Here is a 19,618-nt window from a genome sequence, read left to right as displayed (position 1 = left end):
GGTGTCCCGGGACACGCTTTGAATACGTCCATGTGACGCTCGGGCTCCGCCATCCATGGCTCCGCACGGTCCCGGGACACCGTACCCGCTCGCCTTTGGATCTTCGGAGTTGGTTTCAACAGGCAACCAGATTAGCAGGAAATGGAGTTGAGGGGAAAAGCCTGAGTTGGCAGAAACGGCCATAAAAAAAGCCAGCCCGAAGGCTGGCCTGGAGTGCGGGTGAGATTGGAGATCAATACTCTTCCGGGATCTCCTTGATCGGGTTGGAGAGGAAGTTAAGGAATATACCTCGTTCCGGAATAACCAATGTTGTCGTGACGTTAATGAGTCCAATTGCTATGGCTTCAACCTGAATTGTAGGGACATTGGTATTGTGCTGTATAATCTGCATTCTTCCATCATCGAAAAATTTTACAGGCCCCTTAAGCACTAACTCAAATGGGTAGCTGTATAGGTTATGGGCGGCGTTAAACGGAGCATCGAGATTTGGTGCATCCAAAAAAAGTTCCACTGCCCCTTCCGTTTTGAATATTGGCCCACCTTCTTCACTTTCAATTATGATGCCGGGAATGAGGCTGTTTCTGGCACAGGCTGAACCGGTACACTCCGGGTCGTCCTTAGCGTAACGCATCCGCAAAATCTGTGTGTTTGTTGTGGACTTTCCTTCGTTTAGATAGACGTCGATGGAAGTGGTCGCAAGCATTGTTGGGTAGAGAAGAACTCTTACACCTTGCTCCCCGGTCTCAGGATCGACTGCAGGTCCAACCACTTCTGAGTTCAACGCATATGTTTGATATATAAATTTATTGTGGGGACAGTCTTCATCTACGTCACAACCAACCGTTGAATTATTCGATATACTAACTAGCTTGGCGGCATTCGCAGACGGAGCAAAGCCATCGGCGTCACTTACCTCATGGTTAAAAGGTTCAAGGCAATCCGTGCTCCCCGGAGCGTCACAGTCAATCACGTAGTTCGAATTGGTGTCCCGAACCGGAAGATTTCGAAGTGGAGTAAAGACACTTAAAACTGACTCAGAGCCGGTGAAATAGATAGTGAGGTTCGGCCCCCCAGTGTCGGATGGGTCCACGAGTAAGTCTGTTTGTAAGGGCATTTGCTCGGAAGAGCAGATGATCTCACGACTGCCACAGTTGCCATCGACGGCAGATTTCATTGTATAGCGATAGGTGGCATCTAGCTCCCAGGCTTTGGCTGGGTAAAAGCGGATCTGCTGGTTCTTTTTCTCCAGTCGCCCAGGTACATCCTCTTCTTCGCCGATAGCGGCCGGTGCGGACGGATCTGCGACTTTCTCTACTACAAATGAAGTGTCATTAATGGTGGCCAGATCCATTGATTGAGAAAACTTAACTACAATCGGACGGTCTTTGGGGAGGGTGGTAACTGGCAGTTGATCCCGCTCGATATTGGCCGGCGCATCTGGAGAGTCGACGCAGGTGCCGTGGTTACCATTACTGATATCGAGATTTTCTGTTACGCAGGGGTAGCCAGGATAGGTTGTTAATGCCAAGGGAGAGGCCGGAGGCATTTCAGTGCCATCACTGATTTCCGGCAATCTGAAGGTCAACGTCGGAACGGTAGCGGTATTGCCGGCAATATCGGTAACGCCATTAATGTTTACCGCGTACTCTACGCCATGTTCTAGACCACCCTCTGGATTCAGCACCAGAACAGTGCCATCAACCTTGGCGTTCAGGGTGCCGTCGGCCACGGTGAGTGGTGTGCCATCTTTATCCAGTGTTACACCACCAGCGACAGAATCCGCATCCAGCGGCTCATCAAAATTCAGCACCACCGGATCACCCGGGCGCTGCATATCCTGTCGAGTAGCAGGGAATGCATCTTCCGGGCCGGGCATCCAACTGACCAGTTGTGGGCCGGTCAGGTCCTGTAAATCATCGTCTCGCTGGCTGGCCGCGGTTTCCTGGGAGTCGGAATCGGTGGCGGCTTCTATGCGGAAGGCGATGGTGGAGTCGGTGAACTCCTGGCCCAGAAGGTTCGGTTCTACCATGCCAATGGCGTCGATGGTGAGCACGCCGTCTTCCACGATGGCGATGCCACTGAGCTCAACGCCCAACAGGTCTTGCGATAGGGACGCGTTGGGCTGCGCTTCCTCTGTGTTCATGGACACGTCCATAAACAGCTTGACGTGACGAGGGGCGTTGGCGTCGTCGGTGTATGGGTTCGGCAGCAGGTAGCCGGTGGCATCGGACAGCATGGTCACTTTGATGTTGCCGGTTTCCTGAATGCTGCCGGTGGCGGGATCAATAACCGGCACCAGGCCGTTTATCCGCACGTCCAGGCTGCTGCTGTTCAGCACGCTGCCTTTTGGTACACGCAGCGGCAGGGGTTCGTCTGCGTCGAAAGATGGCGCGAACGCCAGTTCCGCAAACAGGCCACCGGTCTGCTGGGATGGGCCGGCGGTGCCCTGCAATACCGAATTCAGAGTAACGCCGTTGATGATCTCGCCGTTGAGTCGGGAGCGGCGCAGCTCTTCCCCGCTGCTGCCGGCATTCAGGCCGGAATCGATCACTTCCTGAAAGAGTACGACGGTCGGGCTGGTGTCTCGGGGCGTGACCTCTTCACTGAAGCTTTCCAGCGTGCCGCCGTTGAGGCCGGGCAGTCCGTGGAGGGAAACAGTATAGGTTTCGCCCGCTGTCAGGGTGTCGTCTTCACGGCCACAGAGTTCGGGCGAATCGCCGATGCAGGGGTCAATGGTGACATAACGCCCCTTGACCAGCACAGTCGCAGGGACGGCTTCACCACCGCTATCGGTGATTTCGATCACACCGCCGAGCTCCTTCCATTCCGGGTGGATCGGCTGGGTCAGGCGCAGGCGGAAGGTGGAGAAGTTCATCGGGCGGAAGACGCCATTCGGAGACGGTATCATCTCGTCGACAGCAAAGCGGTCGCTGAGGTTGTCTAGCCCGGCGATGCCGCTGAATGCGGCGCGTGTCGAGAACTGAATGCCCTCCGCACCGACGGCATTGGGCGTTGCGATGATTCGGTTACCCTCGGCCAGCAGGCCTTCGGTGAACTCGATGGTGTAATCAGCGCCGGGCTCAAGCTCGCCTTCCAGCAGGATGCGCAGGCTGCGGTTGTTATCCACCGGCTCGGTGGTGAAGGCGACCGTGTCATCGCCTGCGGTGACGCGGATTTTGCTCTCCACGTCCTCATCGGCGAGGGCGTGGGAGAAACGTAGCACCAGATCGGTTTTCGGGCTGAGTTCGCCCTGGCCATCGGATGGGTAGGAATAAACCACGGAGCCGGGCGTACGCGGTTCATTGATTGTTTGTTCATCCCCACCGCAGGCGGCAAGGATGGCGATAGGTAACAGTGCCAGTGTGTTTTTGTAGTTCATGGCGTGCCTCTCCTCAGAACTTCAGCGTGATGGAGCCGCTTAATACGTGAATATCGCCGTCGGCCGTGGCCTGTTGCTCATTGCCGTCGAAATCGACGATGGTAAAGTCCCGTTTCTGCAGTTGCTGGTACTGGTAACCGATATCCAGGCGCACCGGGTAAGCCAGAATGCGAGTGCGATCGTAGGTCGCGCTCAGGCCGATACCGGCAACGATCTTGTCGGTGTCCAGGTAGTTCAGTTCCGGATTACGGGTGGTCTTGAGGGGGGATTCCTCGTAGGCCAGGCCACCGCGGACTGCGAAGTGTTCGCTGAGTTCGTACTCCCCCCCTATGCGGGGAATCAGAACGTCATCGAAGCGGATACGGTCGCTGGAATTTACAGACTGCTGATCTTTGATCGAGTCTCCAGCGAACGCCTCTTCAAGTTCTGACCAGTTCTGTTGCTCGACGCTGCCGCCGATGCGCCATCCGTCGCCCTTGTATTGGGTACCAAAGCCGATGGTTTCTGGCTGGAACGAATCAATGGTGGCCACGGCCAGGCTCAGACCAGGGTCTGGGATGGTTTGGGTCACAACGATGTTGGAGTTGACCGAGGTGCGGGCAGAGGATTTGGTGCGGTAGGTGACCGCGCTTTCCCAGCCATCCAGAAAGCAGCTGCTGTCTGGGCACAAGGTTTCTCCCCATTTGATGGTGGTACCAAGAATGGACTTGAGCGAGGGCTCGGCATTAACCGCCAGGCTCTCTTCCTTGGTCTCGCCGCCGAGGGTAGATTCTGCATCCAACTGAGCGGCGGCCTCCAGGGTGACACGAACGGAAAAACCAGCAGAAATACCGCGCCACAGCGGTGTGGCCCCACCAACGTTCAGAAACAGGGGCTCTTTGCCGTATTGAAGGTACTGACCAGTTTCAGACGTTTCTGAAGAAAACGCCAGCATCTCTTTGCCGTATTTTTCAACGCCGGCGATGAAGCCGAGATAAATCGGGTGCTTGAAGCGGGTTAGTGAGCCCAGGTTGGTTTTCATGCCGATCAGTACGTGCTGGCTGGGCGAATTCGACACAATATCGCCGTCGGCATCGGAACGGCTGGAGCGTAACTCCTGTTCCGCGTGGAGAATGCCGCTGGTCAGCTCGCCGCGCTCGTCGCTGGTGAGGTAGGACGGGTTGTAGTAAGTCGCGGACACCTGGTCATTGAACATCGACAGGGACTGAGCGGTGGCGACGTCAACTGGCATAACGCCGTATGAAGTGCCGAGATTACCCATACTGGCTGAAGCGGTGGTTGCGAAGCCGGCGGTGGAAGTGGCAATCGCAAGTGTGAGCGCCCGTACTGCAAAACGGTGAGAACCGGACATGAATCTGACTCCTGTTATTTTTGTCGTTCCTGATTGTGCGACTCTGGCGTTGGCCAGGTCACATTGCTGAGTGCTGGTACAACTGTTTCAGATTGTAACCATCTTGTCTTTTTGGGACGTTGGCCATAGTGACATCGAAGGTCGTCTTAAAGATCATCCCCTGGCCAGTGTCAATCATTGGCTAGAGTAAAATGGAACGCGAGACCCGGACGGGCCGGATTTGTTGGAAGAGTGTGATAGTGCGTTATGTTTTGTTTGCCCGAGCCACCAAAGGAACTCGGCAATGCCGGTTCTTTGGTGGCTCGGGGTGCGGGTGGTTAGTGTTGGGTGTAGGGGGAGATGTAGTTGAGCACTAATTCGCCCGCCGGAATGGCTAACGTCATATCCGTGTCCGGGCTACCAACCAAGATGTCTCCCAGCCCACCGAGCACGTTGCCCTCAATGGCGATGTTGAGATTCAGCGCATCCACGTTTGCAAGCTTGATCTGCATCCGCCCATCGTCGAGAAATGTCACCGGTCCTTTCAGTTTGATGCCATCTATTGGAAAACTGCGCATGTTGTGATCGAGCGATGTCAGGTCAATGTCTGGCTGAAGATAAGGGGCATCCATGTACACATCGAGTTCGGTCTCGAAAAAGAGTTCATCGGTATCTGGGTGTGAATAGATAGAGCCAGGAACGAGCTGATTCCGCTCAGCACCATGGTAGCGAATGCGCATCACCATTGGGCCGGTGGGTATGAGCTGGTTAATGCCGCCAACCAGATCCGCAGCACTGCATGTCCAGATGCAGATGGGCTGTGGCGAATCATCAATAGAGACCCAAAAGTCGACTCCTGTGGTATACAATTTTGAGGGGTGAATGTTGACTGGTACCCGCCCTGATTCATCAGGTTCGCCCGCAACGTCTACATCAAGCATTGCGGTTTTATAGATAAAAGCACTTTCCCCACAGGCTTGCCCAACCGGACAACCTATATTGGCGTTAGTCACGAGATCGCTGGACACCGAACCAGGGGTTACCGAAAGCATAGCTCCGTTACGCGGGGCGTGATGTTCGCCATTGCTATCAGCCGTGACAGGTCGCTCAGGTGACTGCAGCGACAAATCGCTGTTTGCGTCCCTGGTAGGAAGGTTCCGAAGCGGTATCGAGACATTGTTATCGCCGGGCCGGGCAACGAAATAGTTGGTCAAATTCGGCCCCCCAAAGTCACGATTTCCAAAAGACCTGAATGACTGGCTCAGAATGGTGGTTTGTAGGGGGTGCCCAGATTCGGACTGAATAATGTCACCAGAACCATCGACGCTTGATTTGAGTGTGTAACGATAGAGCTGATCGCTATTCCAGTGGCTCAGCGGCATTATTTCCAGGCTGCGCACACTTTTTTCCATTACATACTCTGGAGGTGCGAGGGTTGACCACTCGCCATCCCTGTATTCCTCAAGTGTGACAGTGCTGCCGGCTACCATGGATGATGTGTCCATGGTTTGAGAAAAACGAATCATAATCGGGCGATCTGTGGGATGTTCTGGTATTGGGAGGGTGTCATCCGAAGGTTTGCCCCCTGCGCAGCGCCCATGGTGGCCGTCGTGCGGGTTGCCGTCGACTTTTGCGCACGGATACCCGGGGCGAGTGGTCAGCGCCAGCGGCGACTGCTCAGAAGACGTGCCAGCCAGTGTCGGAGCCAGCTCAAAATTCAGCGCCGGAGTCGCCACTTCGTGTCCCGCCAGATCAGTAACACCATCTAACAAGAGGCTGTAGTCTGCGCCATGCTCGATAGGCTCACCGGGTTTTATGGTCAGCGCAGCGCCGTTGAGTGAATGGGTGAAATCCTGCTCCACGCCATCTTTGAAGAGCGCAACGGTATCGGCCGTAACTGAGCCTGGCAGCACCGGCTCCGAGAAATACACGATCACCGGATCACCAGGGCGCATTTTGTCCTGATTGTCTTCTCCGGGCACCCAGCTCTTTATCGACGGGGCTTCGTTGTCCGCAAAGCTTGCTTCCGGTGGCGCGTCATCGGGGTTCTCGTAGCCTTCCAGGCGGAATGAGATCAGGCCGGAGGCCACATCCACACCCATGACTTCGGGTTCAATCACGCCCACCGCTTCGATGGTGAGTGTGCCGTCTTCCACCAGGGCCGTTCCGACCAGGTGCACATGCAGCAGTTCTTGTCCCAGGGCCGCATTGGCAATGGTGTTGCCGGTGTTCAGTGCCATATCAATGAACAGCTCGATTTGTCGCGGTGCGTCGCTATCGTCTGTGTAGGGGTTGCTCATCAGGAACCCGCTGGCGTCGGAAAGAAAACGGACCTGAATGTCTTCGGATGAAAATCCGGCCGGGAGGGCTCCGGCGACATTCACCGCCACGTCTGAACCGGTCATCAGCGCGCCACGATCAATTCGCAGAGGAACGCTTTGCCCCGCTTTATCGAACCTGGGTATAAACCCGAGTTCCGCAAAGACGGTACCGCTCGCGGTGGTTTCGTTGTTATTGCCCAGCAACAGTGAGCTGAGCTTTACCGAGTTGAACGCTTTATCGGACAGCGCCAGTTTGCCGGTGTCGGTGGTGGCCGTCTGGGCCATGCGCTCACGCTCACCGTCAGGTGATGTGGAGTCCAGCGGGGTAAATGTCCAGGGCGCTTCTTCGGGGAGCTCCAGCGGGGCCTCGGCGATGGTGCTGCGGATGTCTTCGGTCAGGTTGATGGTGTAGGTCTGCGCCGGGTCCAGATCGTCATTGGGGTCGATGGTCACCCGGTGGTGCTGAACATACATCTCGGCAGGGACAGGCTTGCCGCTCTCGTCCTGCAGGCTGATGGTATCTCCGTAGCGTAGAGAGCCTTCATCCACCGGTTCGGTAAACTGAATGCGCAGCACGGATATGTCGGTGGCCGGATAGGTGTCGTCCCCGGTGGGGACAAAGCGGGCAACGCGAAAACCGCTGCCCTCGGTGCGGGCGAGCAGTGGGCCCTGGGTTGCCGGGGCGGTGGTGAAAGTGATGCCGCCGCCGGGTAGTTCAATATCGCCCATGCTGGTGGCCAGCTCTTGGTTTTTCAGCGTGTAGCGGGTACCCGGCTTTAAAGGTGTGTCCGGGCGCGCTGCTATGCCACGTTGCCCGCTGGTCATGGTGATATCGGTCAGTGCCACCACGTCGCCCTGATCGCTCTTCAGCTCAAGCATCTCCGCGTTCAGGTCGTCGCTGTCCACGGTCAGGGCGCGGGTAAATCGCATGAATATCGGGGAGGTGACCGGTACGGCGGCCTGGTTGGCGGCAGGATAGCTGAAATACAGTTCGCCGGGTGCGCGGTCGGTGGTGTCGATAGTCTGCTCTTCGCCACCGCACCCTGTCAGCGCGACGGTTGCAATAGCCAGGGCGAACAGAGTGTTGTGAACCGGTTGAGCCGGGCCGGTTGTGGTAGCGCGCATACAGCGACTGGTTCGGTCAGTCATAACAATACTCCCTTATTATTGTGCGTCGTTACGGCCTTTTGACCGCTATTCCGTGTAGTGGGGATTCTAGGCCCGGCCTGGGGGTAAATGTTTGGCTTGTTTGACGGCTTTAGCGCCGGAGGCGGGCCAACTGGACTCAAACCCGGCATGGTTGCCCGCTTTAGGAGAAAAGCCGAGGCAGTTTCGTGTGAACTTTTGTTGCAGTTTTGTGATGGTTATCACATCGGGGTGGTCGAGGTGTAAAGCCCTACTTGATGAATGCCGACCTGGTTGTCGGGTTAATTTACAGCTAGCGTCGCTTGCGCTTAGGCCACCCATGACTAACTGGCTGATCCTCCTCGATTGGCCCTGACGTGGTGTGAACGTTGCTGCGGAAGAGGAAAGTAAAGAGAGTTAATGCGCGGTTGTCTCATGCCGCCTGACTGAACGTCAGAAGGAGTCTTCTCATGAACTGGAATGCATCACCGGCCGCCCCCGAGGTCACGGAGCCGGGGACCATTGCTTTGATTGCCCTGGGTTTGCTGGCTATTGCTGTTCGGCGCTGGAAAGAAAATCACAAGCGCTGACATGCGTAAGAGGCACTCTCCAGAAGAGGCCAAAGAGCTGGCGGCTGATCTTCAATCAAGGAAAAGGGTGGATAGCGTTTCCGAAAGCGTATGACAATGTTTTTGCCAAATCGGAAGGCTACCCACCTGGTTCCCCCGGGACCACTTCACGAAGTGATGTCGCTCAAAATAGACCTCGCCCTTCTTTTCTTGTGCGTGAGGGTGAGACCTATCAGGCCCAGCCCCAAAAGCGCAAGTGTTCCTGGCTCGGGAACCCGAACTGTGGACTTGCCAAATATGGCCACGTGTGAGATCGCTCCCGTTGTGTCTGCGTAAAAATCACGCAAATCAAGATCTTCCATGCCACCCCAGCTGCCCAGGTCGAAGAGGTATTGGGGCTGAATTCCGTTCTTTACTACCAGGTAGCACTCCGGGCAGGTTATGAAATTGGCACCGCCCCATTCGATTAGCGCATTAGTGGGATCCTCTGGTGCAGGACTGAACAGAGTGCTGTAGTCATTCGCAAAGGGGCCACTATCTAGGCCGAGCGCGACGCCCTCTTGGTAATCGGATTTGTAGAGAAGGCTCAGATCCGAGGTGTTAAACAGAGCTGCAACTTCCCCAGCGTTCAACGCCCCCGTTTTATTACTGGTTGTATCGTGATCGGCGGGGTAGAGGATCAGTGCGTTAGCGCTTATCGAAAATATCAGCACTAACAGCACAGCGGCACTCCGGGCAAATAAGTTGAATGTGTGCATGGCTGTCTTCCTTTCTCTGATTTACTTGCTGGCCTGCCCACGGCGCTGTTAACAACTGTGCGGATATTAACAGCCCAGGTAAGGGGCGGCTCCTTGCCTGGTATTCCGGAGTATATGAGCAGTTACCGTTCCGTAAATCGGCGATTCAATACAAAACAGAAGGTTGGGATTATCGCGGATTTGCGTGTCAGGGTGCATTGTAAAAAAAATAGACAGGCGCAAAAGAAGTCTGTGATTTTGGGCCGGAATAGCCCGCTGAGGTTCAGTGCGATTGAAAGGAGTGCTTTCGGAAGCTCTGAGGGCGTGGTTGTGGTAGGTATTTTTGAAACCTATGGCGACGTACGACGGGAGTTCGGGCGGCGCAGTCATTGGAAAGCGGACCTTTTGCCACGCCCAAACGGGCTATTTAGGGTGGCCTGGATAGGTGCTCCAACGCCTGCATAAGCAGGGCCGGATTAGGGTGTCCGGTGGAGGCCCATCGAGCCTCCTTTTAGAAGTGTCAGCAGTAACAGCGTAGAACCCCTTTGCACTTTGCATTAGGCAAGCGTGCGCCTGCTTCGAGCACCGAAGCCAGAGCTCTCGCGAGTTATTCGGCGACAATGGCAGTTCAAAGAGTTATCGAGCTCCAGACTTATAAGACATATGTCTGGGGTAGGGCCTTGACCGGGAAGTGAGCGTAGGTAACGTTGTCCTGATAAAATAAGCGACACGTAACGTAAAGCAGGTGGAACCATCCGGTGAAAATCAATCCATTACCTCCGCTCAACAGTCTGGTTGCTTTTGAAGCAGCTGCGCGTCATTTGAGTTTTACGTTGGCAGGCGAGGAATTGAACGTGACCCAAGGCGCCATTAGTCGTCAGATACGCTGCCTTGAGGACTACTTGGGTAAGCCTCTGTTTACCCGGGCCACCCGTAAGGTCAACTTAACCATGGCGGGATTGCAGTACGCGCAGGCAGTCCGGAGTTCTCTGGCAGATATCGCGTCGGTGACGAACGATATACGTTCGTGGCGGAGCATGCAGCAGGTTACAGTGGCAACATCGGGTGCCATGGCGTCGTTGTGGTTACTGCCGAAGATTGCTAGATTTCAGCAGGAGCACGAAAATATTGATTTGCGCATTGTCGCTCTTGAACAAATCCGCGATCTTGGTCGGGTGGAAGCAGACATCGCACTTTTCTATTGCCGCAAGCCGCCCGCCACCATGCATGCCACAACCCTGTTTTACGAAGAGGTATTCCCCGTTTGCAGTCCGGACTATCTCGATCGATATGGTCCCTTTGAAAACCCGGAAGACTTCGCTGGTTGCACTCTGTTGTCGCTGGAGGAGGCGGATGTGGACTGGGTCAGTTGGAAGAACTGGTTTCGGGAGGTGGGCTGGGAAGTAGGGCCGCCCAAGCGGCGGCTAAACATTAATAGCTACTCAATGCTGGTTCAGGCTGCAATTATGGGGCAGGGCATGGCGCTCGGGTGGGGACAATTAGTTGATGACCACCTGGCGAACGGACAACTTGTTCGTCCTGCCTCCACAGTATTGCGCACAGAGGCTCGGTTCTGTCTGCTGGAGAAGGGCGAAGCTCCCTCGCGACACGCGAGTGTGCGTGCTTTCCGGGAGTGGCTTCTTAAAACAGTACCCCGTGAGGTAGGGGATCTTGGACTGACCTGACATTACAGTCTGGAACTCTCTGGTAATCATCTCTGATGATACAGTGCGGCGAGTTCGCTAAAACTCGCCGCACTTAAGCTTCACTTAGGCGGGCTCTGGCTTGAGCGGTTCATTGCTCGCGTCGGAATCTAAACGCTCGGCACGCTCTGAAACCACGCTCTCGAAGTCCAGATTCACATCGCTGGGTCGTGCCTGCACTGGGAGCATGGCAGCTGCCATGGGCTCCCGTCGCAAGGTGCGGTAAAGACTGACTGTCATCAGCAAGATAAAGAAGGCAATGGGCAGGCCTGCAATGATGGAGGCCGTCTGAATGGTTTTCAGGCCCCCTGCATAGAGCAGGGCACCTGCGATACAGGCTATTACGACGCCCCATAGCACTCGGATACCCTGAGGAGGCTCCGTGTTCCCGCCACTGTCGAGTATGCAGAGTACAAGCGTGCCGGAGTCTGCCGAGCTGATGAAATAGGTTGCCAGCAAGAGGATGGCAAGAATCGAAAGCGCGCTTCCCAGCCCGCCCGGATCCAGGCCTTCAAACATAGCGAACAGAGCTGAGGTGGTATCAGCCTGAGTGGCCTGAAGGATAGGGCCACCAGCAAAGGGCGTCTCTACAACGCTGGCGTCCGCCGCGACAGCGTCATCATAAGCTGCTCGCGCCTGCATTTCCTGAAACAGGGCACTGCCACCGAACACGGACATCCAGACGCAAGTCACCAGAGTCGGAACAATCAGTGCTCCGCCAATCATTTCCCGGACTGTACGTCCTCGCGATATACGTGCGATGAACATCCCGACGAACGGTGCCCAGGTCATCCACCACGGCCAGTAAAATGCAGTCCAGTAGTTCTGCCAGCCGCTGTCCGCCGTGGCATCGCTCCACAGGCTCATGCTGATGAGGTTGTTGGCGTAATCGCCAGTGCTTTGCAGCAAGGTATTGAGTATGTAGCGGGTTGGTCCGATGGCCAGGATAATCACCACGATAACCACGGACAGCATCATGTTCCATTCTGAGAGCCGGCGGATACCGCGACCAACGCCAGACAAAGCTGATGCAACCGCTAACAACATGATCAAAGCGATCATCCCGAGCTGTATGGTTATGTCGAGGGGAAGTCCGAACACATGGTTAAGGCCGCTGTTCATTTGAATGACGCCCAATCCCAGTGACTGGGACACTCCGAACGCTGTAATTCCAACGGTGAGAATATCTACGGTGTGACCGATAGGACCATAAATCCGATTACCGATAAAGGGATAGAGTATCGAGCGCAGGGTGAGCGGCAGGCCTTTACGGTAAGCGAAGTACGCCAATGACAGTGCAACAATAATAAATGTCGCCCAAGGATGAAGGCCCCAATGGAAGAATGTCAGTCGCATGGCCGTTGTCGCCGATTCGGCGGTTAGACCAGCCGAAAAGGGATTTGCCGCATAATGGTACATCGGTTCGGCGACTGACCAGAAGATCAGTCCAATGCCCATACCCCCTGAAAACAGCATACTCACCCAGGCAATGTAGCTGAATTCGGGTTTTTCATCGTCTTTGCCGAGTCGAATGTGACCAAACCGGCTCACCATAAGGTAGAGAAGGAAACCGAGTACGCCTGTGACCAGTGACAGATAAAACCACTTGAAATTATTAAGGACACTGGTGGAAATCTCCTGAAAGATCACGCCAGCCTGTTCTGCCATTACTGCGCAGAAAATGACGAATCCAATTACCAGGATCTTCGAAGCAATGGTTACGGTTGGGTCGAGGCCCTTGAGCGGGCCGCTGTCTGAGCGCATAGGTTTTTCCCCGTGGCTATTGTTTTTGTGATTGCTCTAATTTGGACAAACTGCCTGTTTTCGTGTCGGCAAGATTGACTTCTTGACGAATCGCAAGCAATGCAATTTTTTTCATAAAAACATGAGATTTTGTAATCTATATTTATGGTGAGCATCCTTATCAATTCGATTATATAAAGCTTTCCAATATTTATGCATGATTAAATATCATGGATTGATGCCAAAACATCGATTGTCTGAAAGATACCTCCGCACACAGAATTCTCGCAATCCAGGCCGCTTTTCGTTCAAGGCCGAGGAAAACAAAAAGCATCAACGAGCTAATTCCACAGCGAGGCCATCATGACAAATCCAAACCTGATTCCCACTCAACAAATCGATCGGGTGCTTGCCCCTATCGCCGACGCCAGCGGCATGCCGAACGCAGCTTATGTCAGCGAAGAATTTTTCAACCTGGAGCGCGACACGCTCATGGCAGGTACCTGGGTGTGTGTCGGGTTTGCCAGTGATCTGATCAAGGATGGCTACGTTAAGCCTGTGAACTTCATGGGCTTGCCGCTGCTGCTGATGCGAAACAAAAGCGGCGAAACCCAGGTTTTTCACAATGTATGCAGCCACCGCGGCATGCAATTGGTAGCGGAAGAGGGCGAGGTTCAGGGGGTTATTCGCTGCCCCTATCATTCATGGACGTACGACCTTGACGGCAACCTGAAAGGCACGCCGCACATCGGTGGCGTCGGCCAGCACAAAGTTGAAGGCTTCAAATGCGAGAAGCACGGTCTCAAGCCACTGCGCAGTGCGGTGTGGATGGACATGATCTTCATCAATGTTGACGGTCAGGCCGAGCCGTTTACCGATCACGTGGCGTCGCTGGAAAACCGCTGGCGCGACTTTATTGGTGCCGATGGCTTTGATCTTTTGCGGCGGGTGAATATGGGCGGAAGTCTGGAAATCAGCGTCGACTGCAACTGGAAACTTGCGGTAGAGAATTATTGCGAGAGCTATCACTTGCCATGGGTTCATCCCAGTTTGAACAGCTATTCGCGACTGGAAGATCATTACAATATTCAGGCGGGCGAACATTGCTCCGGGCAGGGTAGTCTGGCGTATCGCCTGTCCAATGTGGCTGGCACTCATCTGCCAAAGTTCCCGTCATGGCCTCAGGACAAGCTGGAGCATGCGGAATACATCTCCTTTTTCCCCAATGTGCTGCTCGGCATCCAGGCTGACCATGCCTTCGCCATGATGCTGGAGCCGGTCTCTGCAGGAAAAACCACCGAACATTTGCGCGTCTATTACGTGGGTGACGAGGCGGCCGAGGATGCTTACGGTGCCTGCCGTACCTCCACTCTGGAATCCTGGCGGGTCGTGTTTGGTGAAGATATTGGCGTGGTTGAGGGTATGCAGCGCGGTCGCAGGTCACCTGGCTTCCAGGGGGGCGTCTTCTCCCCGGTACTTGACCACCCGACTCACTTTTTCCATCAGTGGGTAGCCCGTCGTGTTCGCGGCGACGCATTGACTGCATGATATTCAGACCACTACCGGGGAGCGCTCCATGGGCAGCTTAAAACGTTTTTACAATTACATTGATGGTTCGTGGACTGGCAGCGAAACCTACCGCATGGTCGATGATCCGGCTACGGGCCAACCCTATGCAGAAATCGCGGATGCCAGTATAAGCGACGCTGACGCCGCCATGGCAGCGGCTCGTCGTTGCGTTGACTCCGGCGCCCTGACATCTGTGCGCCCGGCCCAGAGAGTCTCCTGGCTATTGGCCATTGCCCGTGAAATAAAGGCACTGACCGAAGAAGCTGCACTGGTACTGAGCCGTGAAAACGGCAAATCGCTTGATATCGCCCGCGGCGAGTTCGAGGAGTCCGCCCGCTATTTCGAGTATTACGCTGGCATGGCTGACAAAATCGAAGGTACGTCTATCCCGCTGGGTAATGGCTATGTCGATTTCACCAGTTATGAGCCAATGGGTGTTTCGGTACAGATTGTGCCATGGAATTTTCCGCCTTCGATCTGTGCACGCTCCCTGGCGCCAGCACTTGCCGCAGGCAATGCGGTAGTGGTCAAGTCCCCGGAAGTATCGCCCCTGGCAATGACCTTTTTGATGACAGCATGCGAGCGTGCCGGGCTTCCTCGTGGTGCCGTTAATTTACTCTGTGGCGAGGGCGCGGTTGTGGGTGCCCATTTGGTCGAGCATACCGAAACCAACCAGATCGTGTTCACCGGTTCGGTCGCTACCGGGCAACGGATTTTGCGGGCTGCTGCCGAACGCGCAACACCTTGTGTCATGGAACTGGGCGGCAAGTCGGCGGCCATTGTTCACGCTGATGCCAACCTGGATCAGGTGATTGCAAGCGTTGAGGCGGGCATCTTTTTCAACGCGGGCCAAGTGTGCTCGGCCATGTCCCGTCTGCTTGTGCATCGGTCACGAATGGAAGAGGTTTGCCAGCGGGTCACTGAATTAACGGAAAGTCTGTCCATTGGTGCGGGTACCACTAACCCGGGCCTGACGCCGCTGGTTTCTCAAGCGCAATTGACCCAGGTGGAGGGTATGTGTCGCCGAGCTATTGTCGAGGGCGCGACCTGCATCACTGGTGGAGAACGGGTTTCCGGCACCTCTGGTTACTTCATGCAGCCCACCGTATTTACGGATGTAGCGGTGGATAGTGAGATTTTCCAGCAGGAGGTTTTCGGACCCGTATTAGTGATTAATGCCTTTGATTCAGAGGACGAAGCCGTGGCCCTGGCCAATGGCACAGCTTTTGGTTTGGTGGCAGGTGTTTTCGACCAGCACCTGGATCGCGCCCTGCGAACGGCTCGACGCCTTCGTGGCGGGCAGGTGTTTATCAACGAATGGTTCGCTGGTGGGGTGGAAACACCCTTCGGTGGCGTAGGGCTTTCAGGCTTCGGTCGCGAGAAAGGCCAGCAAGGGCTTTATGGTTATGTGCAAACAAAAAATATCGCCATCCGCATTGCTGGCGAATAAGGATCTCCTATGAAAACCTGGCTTTGTGTTGTTTGCGGTCTCATCTACGACGAAGCGAAAGGCTGGCCTGAAGACGGTATAGTTCCCGGCACCCGCTGGGAGGATGTGCCCGATGACTGGCTGTGCCCGGAATGCGGTGTCGGAAAAGCTGACTTTGAAATGCTGGATATTACTTCCGACATGCCTGAAACACCGGTAACCCTTTTAGCGGCAGAAGCTGCAAGTGCCAGCATTCCCTCGGAAGTGGTACCGGAAGGTCCGGTAGTGATTATTGGGAGCGGTTATGCGGGCTATGGTCTTGCCAAGGCATTGCGCGCCCTCAATGCTGACCGCGAGATTCATATCTTTACCGCGGACGATGGCGGTCGTTATTCAAAGCCGGCACTGTCCAATGCCCTGGCAATGAAAAAGGATGCTCATACCCTACTTGAGGAGTCTGCACTAGCCATAGAGCAGCGCCTTAATATTAGGGTTCACGCATTCTGTCCTGTGTTGTCTATCGACGCCAAGAAGCAAACCCTTGTGACCCGCCTCGGTGACATGAGCTATGGAGAATTAATCCTGGCCACCGGTGCACGGCCGGTTCGCATTGGATTTACCGGTGATCAGAGCGCCTTGATTTCCGTCAATAATCGTCAGGACTATCAGCGGATGCGAGCCAAACTTGATTGCCTGGATGAACCCGCCCAAGTCACCATTATCGGCGATGGTCTCATTGGCTGCGAGTTTGCCAATGATCTTGCCCAGGCCGGTCATGAGGTGGATGTGGTAGGCCTCGCGGAAAGGCCTTTGCCCAGATTGTTGCCGGTAGCCGGGAGCGAAGTACTGCGTCGGGGGCTTAGTGAGATCGGCGTGCAGTGGTATCTCTCCCGCTCACTGGCCGATGTAAAAAGCGTGCCCGACGGCTCGTATCGCCTGACCCTGACCGATGGCACAACACTCGACTCTGACCTGGTTGTCAGTGCCGTGGGGCTTTCGCCAAACATCAGTCTGGCGCAAGAGGCCGGTGTCAAATGCGGCCGTGGCATTCAGGTCAATGAATACCTGGCTACATCCATACCGAATATCTACGCCCTTGGCGATGCCGTGGAACTCAACGGCCAGCTGTTGCCTTACTTGGCACCTATTAATGCCGGTATCAAAGCGCTGGCTTGGACAATTGATGGCACACCCACCCCGGTGAACTACCCTGTGATGCCAGTGCTGGTCAAGACACCGGCAGCACCCGTATGTGTGGTGGCTCCGCCCATCGAAATCGCCATCCAATGGCGCATTGACAGAACCGGGGATGGCGTGCGCGCTGCCTGTTATGACGATGGTGGTGTCATGGTTGGCTTTGCCCTTGTCGGCAAGGAGGCTATGACCAGTCGCAGTGAATGGATAAAAGCCTGTGGCAGAGCCACCGAGGAGCTGGTATGACAGAGTCTATTATTCCTCGCGACGACAAATGCAACGGCTGGTATCACCTGCTTCCGGAGCCCGCCAAGGCACACCGATTGACCCGTTGTAAAGACGTCGAATGGTTGGTTATCGGTGCCGGTTTTACGGGTCTGGCGGCCGCGCGACGCCTTGCAGAATTACGACCTGGCCAAAGAGTTGTCTTGCTGGATGCTTTGCGAGTGGGGCAAGGCGCTTCCGGCCGCAATACCGGATTCGTTATCGATTTACCCCACAAGCGTGACCTGGAAGGCGACAACCTTGCACGTAAACAAAAGCTTCTGGGGCTCAACCGGAATGCCATCAAGGATCTGGGTGTACTGGTCGAAAGCCATAGCATCGATTGCGGTTGGTCCCTTGCCGGTAAATACCAGGGCGCGGTGGGCGAACGGGGGCTCAAGTACCTGAGTGGCTACGAGAAGCTTCTCAAGGAATTTGGCTACCCCTACAAAAGGCTCGAACGGGAAGAACTGCGCCCAATCCTTGGTACTTCGCATTATGCGGCCGCTATTTACACTGCGGATACAGCGCTCATGCAACCTGCTGCACTGGTGCGCGGCCTGGCTGATACGCTGCCGAACAATGTAGAACTCCACGAGGACTCTCCGGTGGTCGGCCTGTCCCGCAGTGACGGCATTTGGCACGCCGTGACGCCGGAGGGCGAGGTGCGGGCAAAAAATCTAGTGTTGGGCTCCAATATCTATTCCCAGGAATTTGGTTTTCTCAAGGGAAGGATGTTACCGGTAATGACTTTCGCCAGCATGACCCGGGAGTTGACCGATCAGGAAATGGAATTATTTAATGAGGCACCACACCACTTTGGCCTGACACCCGCCGATCATGCCGGTACAACCGTGCGCCTTACGCCGGATCGACGATTAATCATCCGCAACCAATACCGGTTTGTTCCCAAGTACCATGACAACCTCGTTGGCCGCGCCGCCATTCGCAAGGGTCATCGGGACTCGTTTCTGGCGCGCTATCCCTCATTGGAACATGTGCCTTTCGATGCGACCTGGGGCGGCGCCTGTGGGTTATCCCGCAATTACACACCCTTCTTTGGCGAAGTGGGCAATCATGCCTGGATGTCAGGGGTTCATCAAAGTGTCGGCGCCGCACGGGGAACCATTTCCGGCAAGTTGATCGCAGAATTGGCGACAGGTCAGGATTCCAGTCAACTGGCAGATATGCTTGCAGTATCCGGCAAGCCCGCCATGAATCCGCCACAACCTTTTCTCAGTGTCGGTGTGAAGACCCGTATGGTTCACGCCGCCTGGGCGAGCCGGAGCGAGTTATGATTGCTAAAAGGAAGTATGCATGAATCAATCTCCGGTTCGGGTGGTTAAATTCGACCATCACGAGACTGCTTTTAATCACCGCGGCGGGCCACCCGGCCATGCCGCCATCGGACGCACGGTTGATGGTGTGCTGAGCGCCACCATGGGTGCCGGTTTCGCCCGTTGGGAAGGGGCCGAAGTGGCCTGGACGCTTCTCTACGATGAGGTCATCTTTGTCATCGAAGGCGAGCTGGTAGTGACAGCGGCCGCCGAGACCCACCATGTAATACCTGGCCAGATGCTCTGGATTCCCGAAGGTACGGAGTTGGTTTATGGCGGTTACGCGCTCTTTGGTTATGCCTTGTATCCAGGTAACTGGAAAGACATCCGAAGTTAGAACGCGCTAGGGACGAATGCCGGTCTGAGATTCCTTCTTCATGGTTGAGGTGGACCCCATCAGTTGGACACCTTGAAGGCACTGCTAAGCTCTGATCCGTTGTATTCCCAGCTCAAGCTGCAGGCTCATAGGTTGTTGATAGTACACCTCATCAGGTGTTTGGTAATCAAGGGTCTGATGGTACCGGGTCTCGTTGTAGTGCCGGAAGTACCGGTTAAGCGCCCGCTTCAAGTGGTGTCCGTCCTCAAATACGGTGAGGTCGACGCACTCGTATTTGACGCTACGCCAGAGCCGTTCCACGAAGATGTTGTCATGGTAGCAGCCCTTGCCGTCCATGCTAATCTAGATACCATGCTTCTTAAGAGCGCCTGTAAAGGCTTCACTCATGAACTGGACACCCTCTCAGTGTTGAAGATTTCCGGCGTTCCATGGCGCTGTAGGGCCTCTTCCAGAGCATCGATGCAGAAGTCCGTGTCATTGGAAAGCGGACCTTTTTGCCACTCCAAGATTAGCTAGAGAAGGGAGGCCCCCTCTGTCAGCCTAGTTGTCCAGTTGGCGGTTCCGCCTGAATTTCATTAGTT

At 55.2% G+C, this 19,618-nt stretch carries 12 protein-coding genes and 1 pseudogene; 7 read left to right on the top strand and 6 right to left on the bottom strand.

All coding sequences use genetic code 11. The features are described 5' to 3' along the window. Positions 1-232: 232 nt before the first annotated feature. The 3 genes from WD429_RS11870 to WD429_RS11860 all read right to left on the bottom strand — a co-directional run bounded on the left by WD429_RS11870 (position 233) and on the right by WD429_RS11860 (position 8,179). Complete coding sequence (locus tag WD429_RS11870; protein WP_368422387.1) at positions 233-3,379, bottom strand: Ig-like domain-containing protein; 3,147 nt, start codon at positions 3,377-3,379, stop codon at positions 233-235. Between the two features lie 13 nt (positions 3,380-3,392). Beyond that, a complete protein-coding gene (gene aupA / locus WD429_RS11865; protein ID WP_368422386.1) occupies positions 3,393-4,730 on the bottom strand; it encodes an alkane uptake protein AupA in 1,338 nt (445 codons plus the stop codon). Between the two features lie 317 nt (positions 4,731-5,047). Next, entirely contained in the window at positions 5,048-8,179 is a 3,132-nt protein-coding gene (locus WD429_RS11860; RefSeq protein WP_368422385.1) for an Ig-like domain-containing protein, read from the bottom strand. A gap of 446 nt (positions 8,180-8,625) precedes the next feature. Here WD429_RS11860 and WD429_RS11855 point away from each other — a divergent pair, with 446 nt between their 5' ends. Next, positions 8,626-8,745, top strand: coding sequence for a PEP-CTERM sorting domain-containing protein (locus tag WD429_RS11855; protein WP_368422384.1), 120 nt, complete (start codon positions 8,626-8,628; stop codon positions 8,743-8,745). Positions 8,746-8,891: 146 nt separating this feature from the next. On the opposite strand, the gene WD429_RS11850 is transcribed toward WD429_RS11855, so the two are convergent. Further along, on the bottom strand, positions 8,892-9,482 hold the full coding sequence (locus tag WD429_RS11850; RefSeq protein ID WP_368422383.1) for a PEP-CTERM sorting domain-containing protein: 591 nt from the start codon (positions 9,480-9,482) through the stop codon (positions 8,892-8,894). A 737-nt stretch (positions 9,483-10,219) separates the two neighbouring features. Here WD429_RS11850 and WD429_RS11845 point away from each other — a divergent pair. Beyond that, complete coding sequence (locus WD429_RS11845; RefSeq protein ID WP_368422382.1) at positions 10,220-11,146, top strand: LysR substrate-binding domain-containing protein; 927 nt, start codon at positions 10,220-10,222, stop codon at positions 11,144-11,146. 84 nt (positions 11,147-11,230) lie between these two features. Here the strand turns inward: WD429_RS11845 and WD429_RS11840 are convergent, their stop codons facing one another. Beyond that, a complete protein-coding gene (locus WD429_RS11840) occupies positions 11,231-12,928 on the bottom strand; it encodes a BCCT family transporter (protein WP_368422381.1) in 1,698 nt (565 codons plus the stop codon). Between the two features lie 342 nt (positions 12,929-13,270). Between WD429_RS11840 and WD429_RS11835 the strand changes: the two genes are divergently transcribed. Genes WD429_RS11835 through WD429_RS11815 form a run of 5 tightly spaced genes read left to right on the top strand, consistent with a single transcriptional unit; the run spans position 13,271 to position 19,037 of the window. Further along, the gene (locus WD429_RS11835) at positions 13,271-14,455 is read left to right on the top strand and encodes an aromatic ring-hydroxylating dioxygenase subunit alpha (RefSeq protein ID WP_368422380.1); all 1,185 of its coding nucleotides are present in this window, start codon (positions 13,271-13,273) and stop codon (positions 14,453-14,455) included. A gap of 28 nt (positions 14,456-14,483) precedes the next feature. After that, a complete protein-coding gene (locus WD429_RS11830; protein ID WP_368422379.1) occupies positions 14,484-15,926 on the top strand; it encodes an aldehyde dehydrogenase family protein in 1,443 nt (480 codons plus the stop codon). A gap of 9 nt (positions 15,927-15,935) precedes the next feature. After that, positions 15,936-17,345 (top strand): FAD-dependent oxidoreductase, encoded by a 1,410-nt coding sequence (locus tag WD429_RS11825; protein ID WP_368422378.1) that lies wholly within the window; start codon positions 15,936-15,938, stop codon positions 17,343-17,345. Then, positions 17,342-18,661 (top strand): NAD(P)/FAD-dependent oxidoreductase, encoded by a 1,320-nt coding sequence (locus tag WD429_RS11820; RefSeq protein WP_368422377.1) that lies wholly within the window; start codon positions 17,342-17,344, stop codon positions 18,659-18,661. Before WD429_RS11825 ends, WD429_RS11820 begins: the two co-directional genes overlap by 4 nt. A gap of 19 nt (positions 18,662-18,680) precedes the next feature. After that, positions 18,681-19,037: an ethanolamine utilization protein EutQ gene (locus tag WD429_RS11815; RefSeq protein ID WP_368422376.1), complete on the top strand. Its 357-nt coding sequence runs from the start codon at positions 18,681-18,683 to the stop codon at positions 19,035-19,037. A 141-nt stretch (positions 19,038-19,178) separates the two neighbouring features. Here WD429_RS11815 and WD429_RS11810 read toward each other — a convergent pair. Then, positions 19,179-19,522, bottom strand: a pseudogene (locus WD429_RS11810) (transposase); the annotation flags it as partial. Positions 19,523-19,618 lie beyond the last annotated feature (96 nt).

Origin of the sequence: Marinobacter sp. (genome assembly GCF_040904845.1) — a bacterium.
Classification (GTDB): domain Bacteria; phylum Pseudomonadota; class Gammaproteobacteria; order Pseudomonadales; family Oleiphilaceae; genus Marinobacter.
Note: the sequence above shows the minus strand (reverse complement) of the source record. Positions and strands in the feature narration are given on the sequence as shown.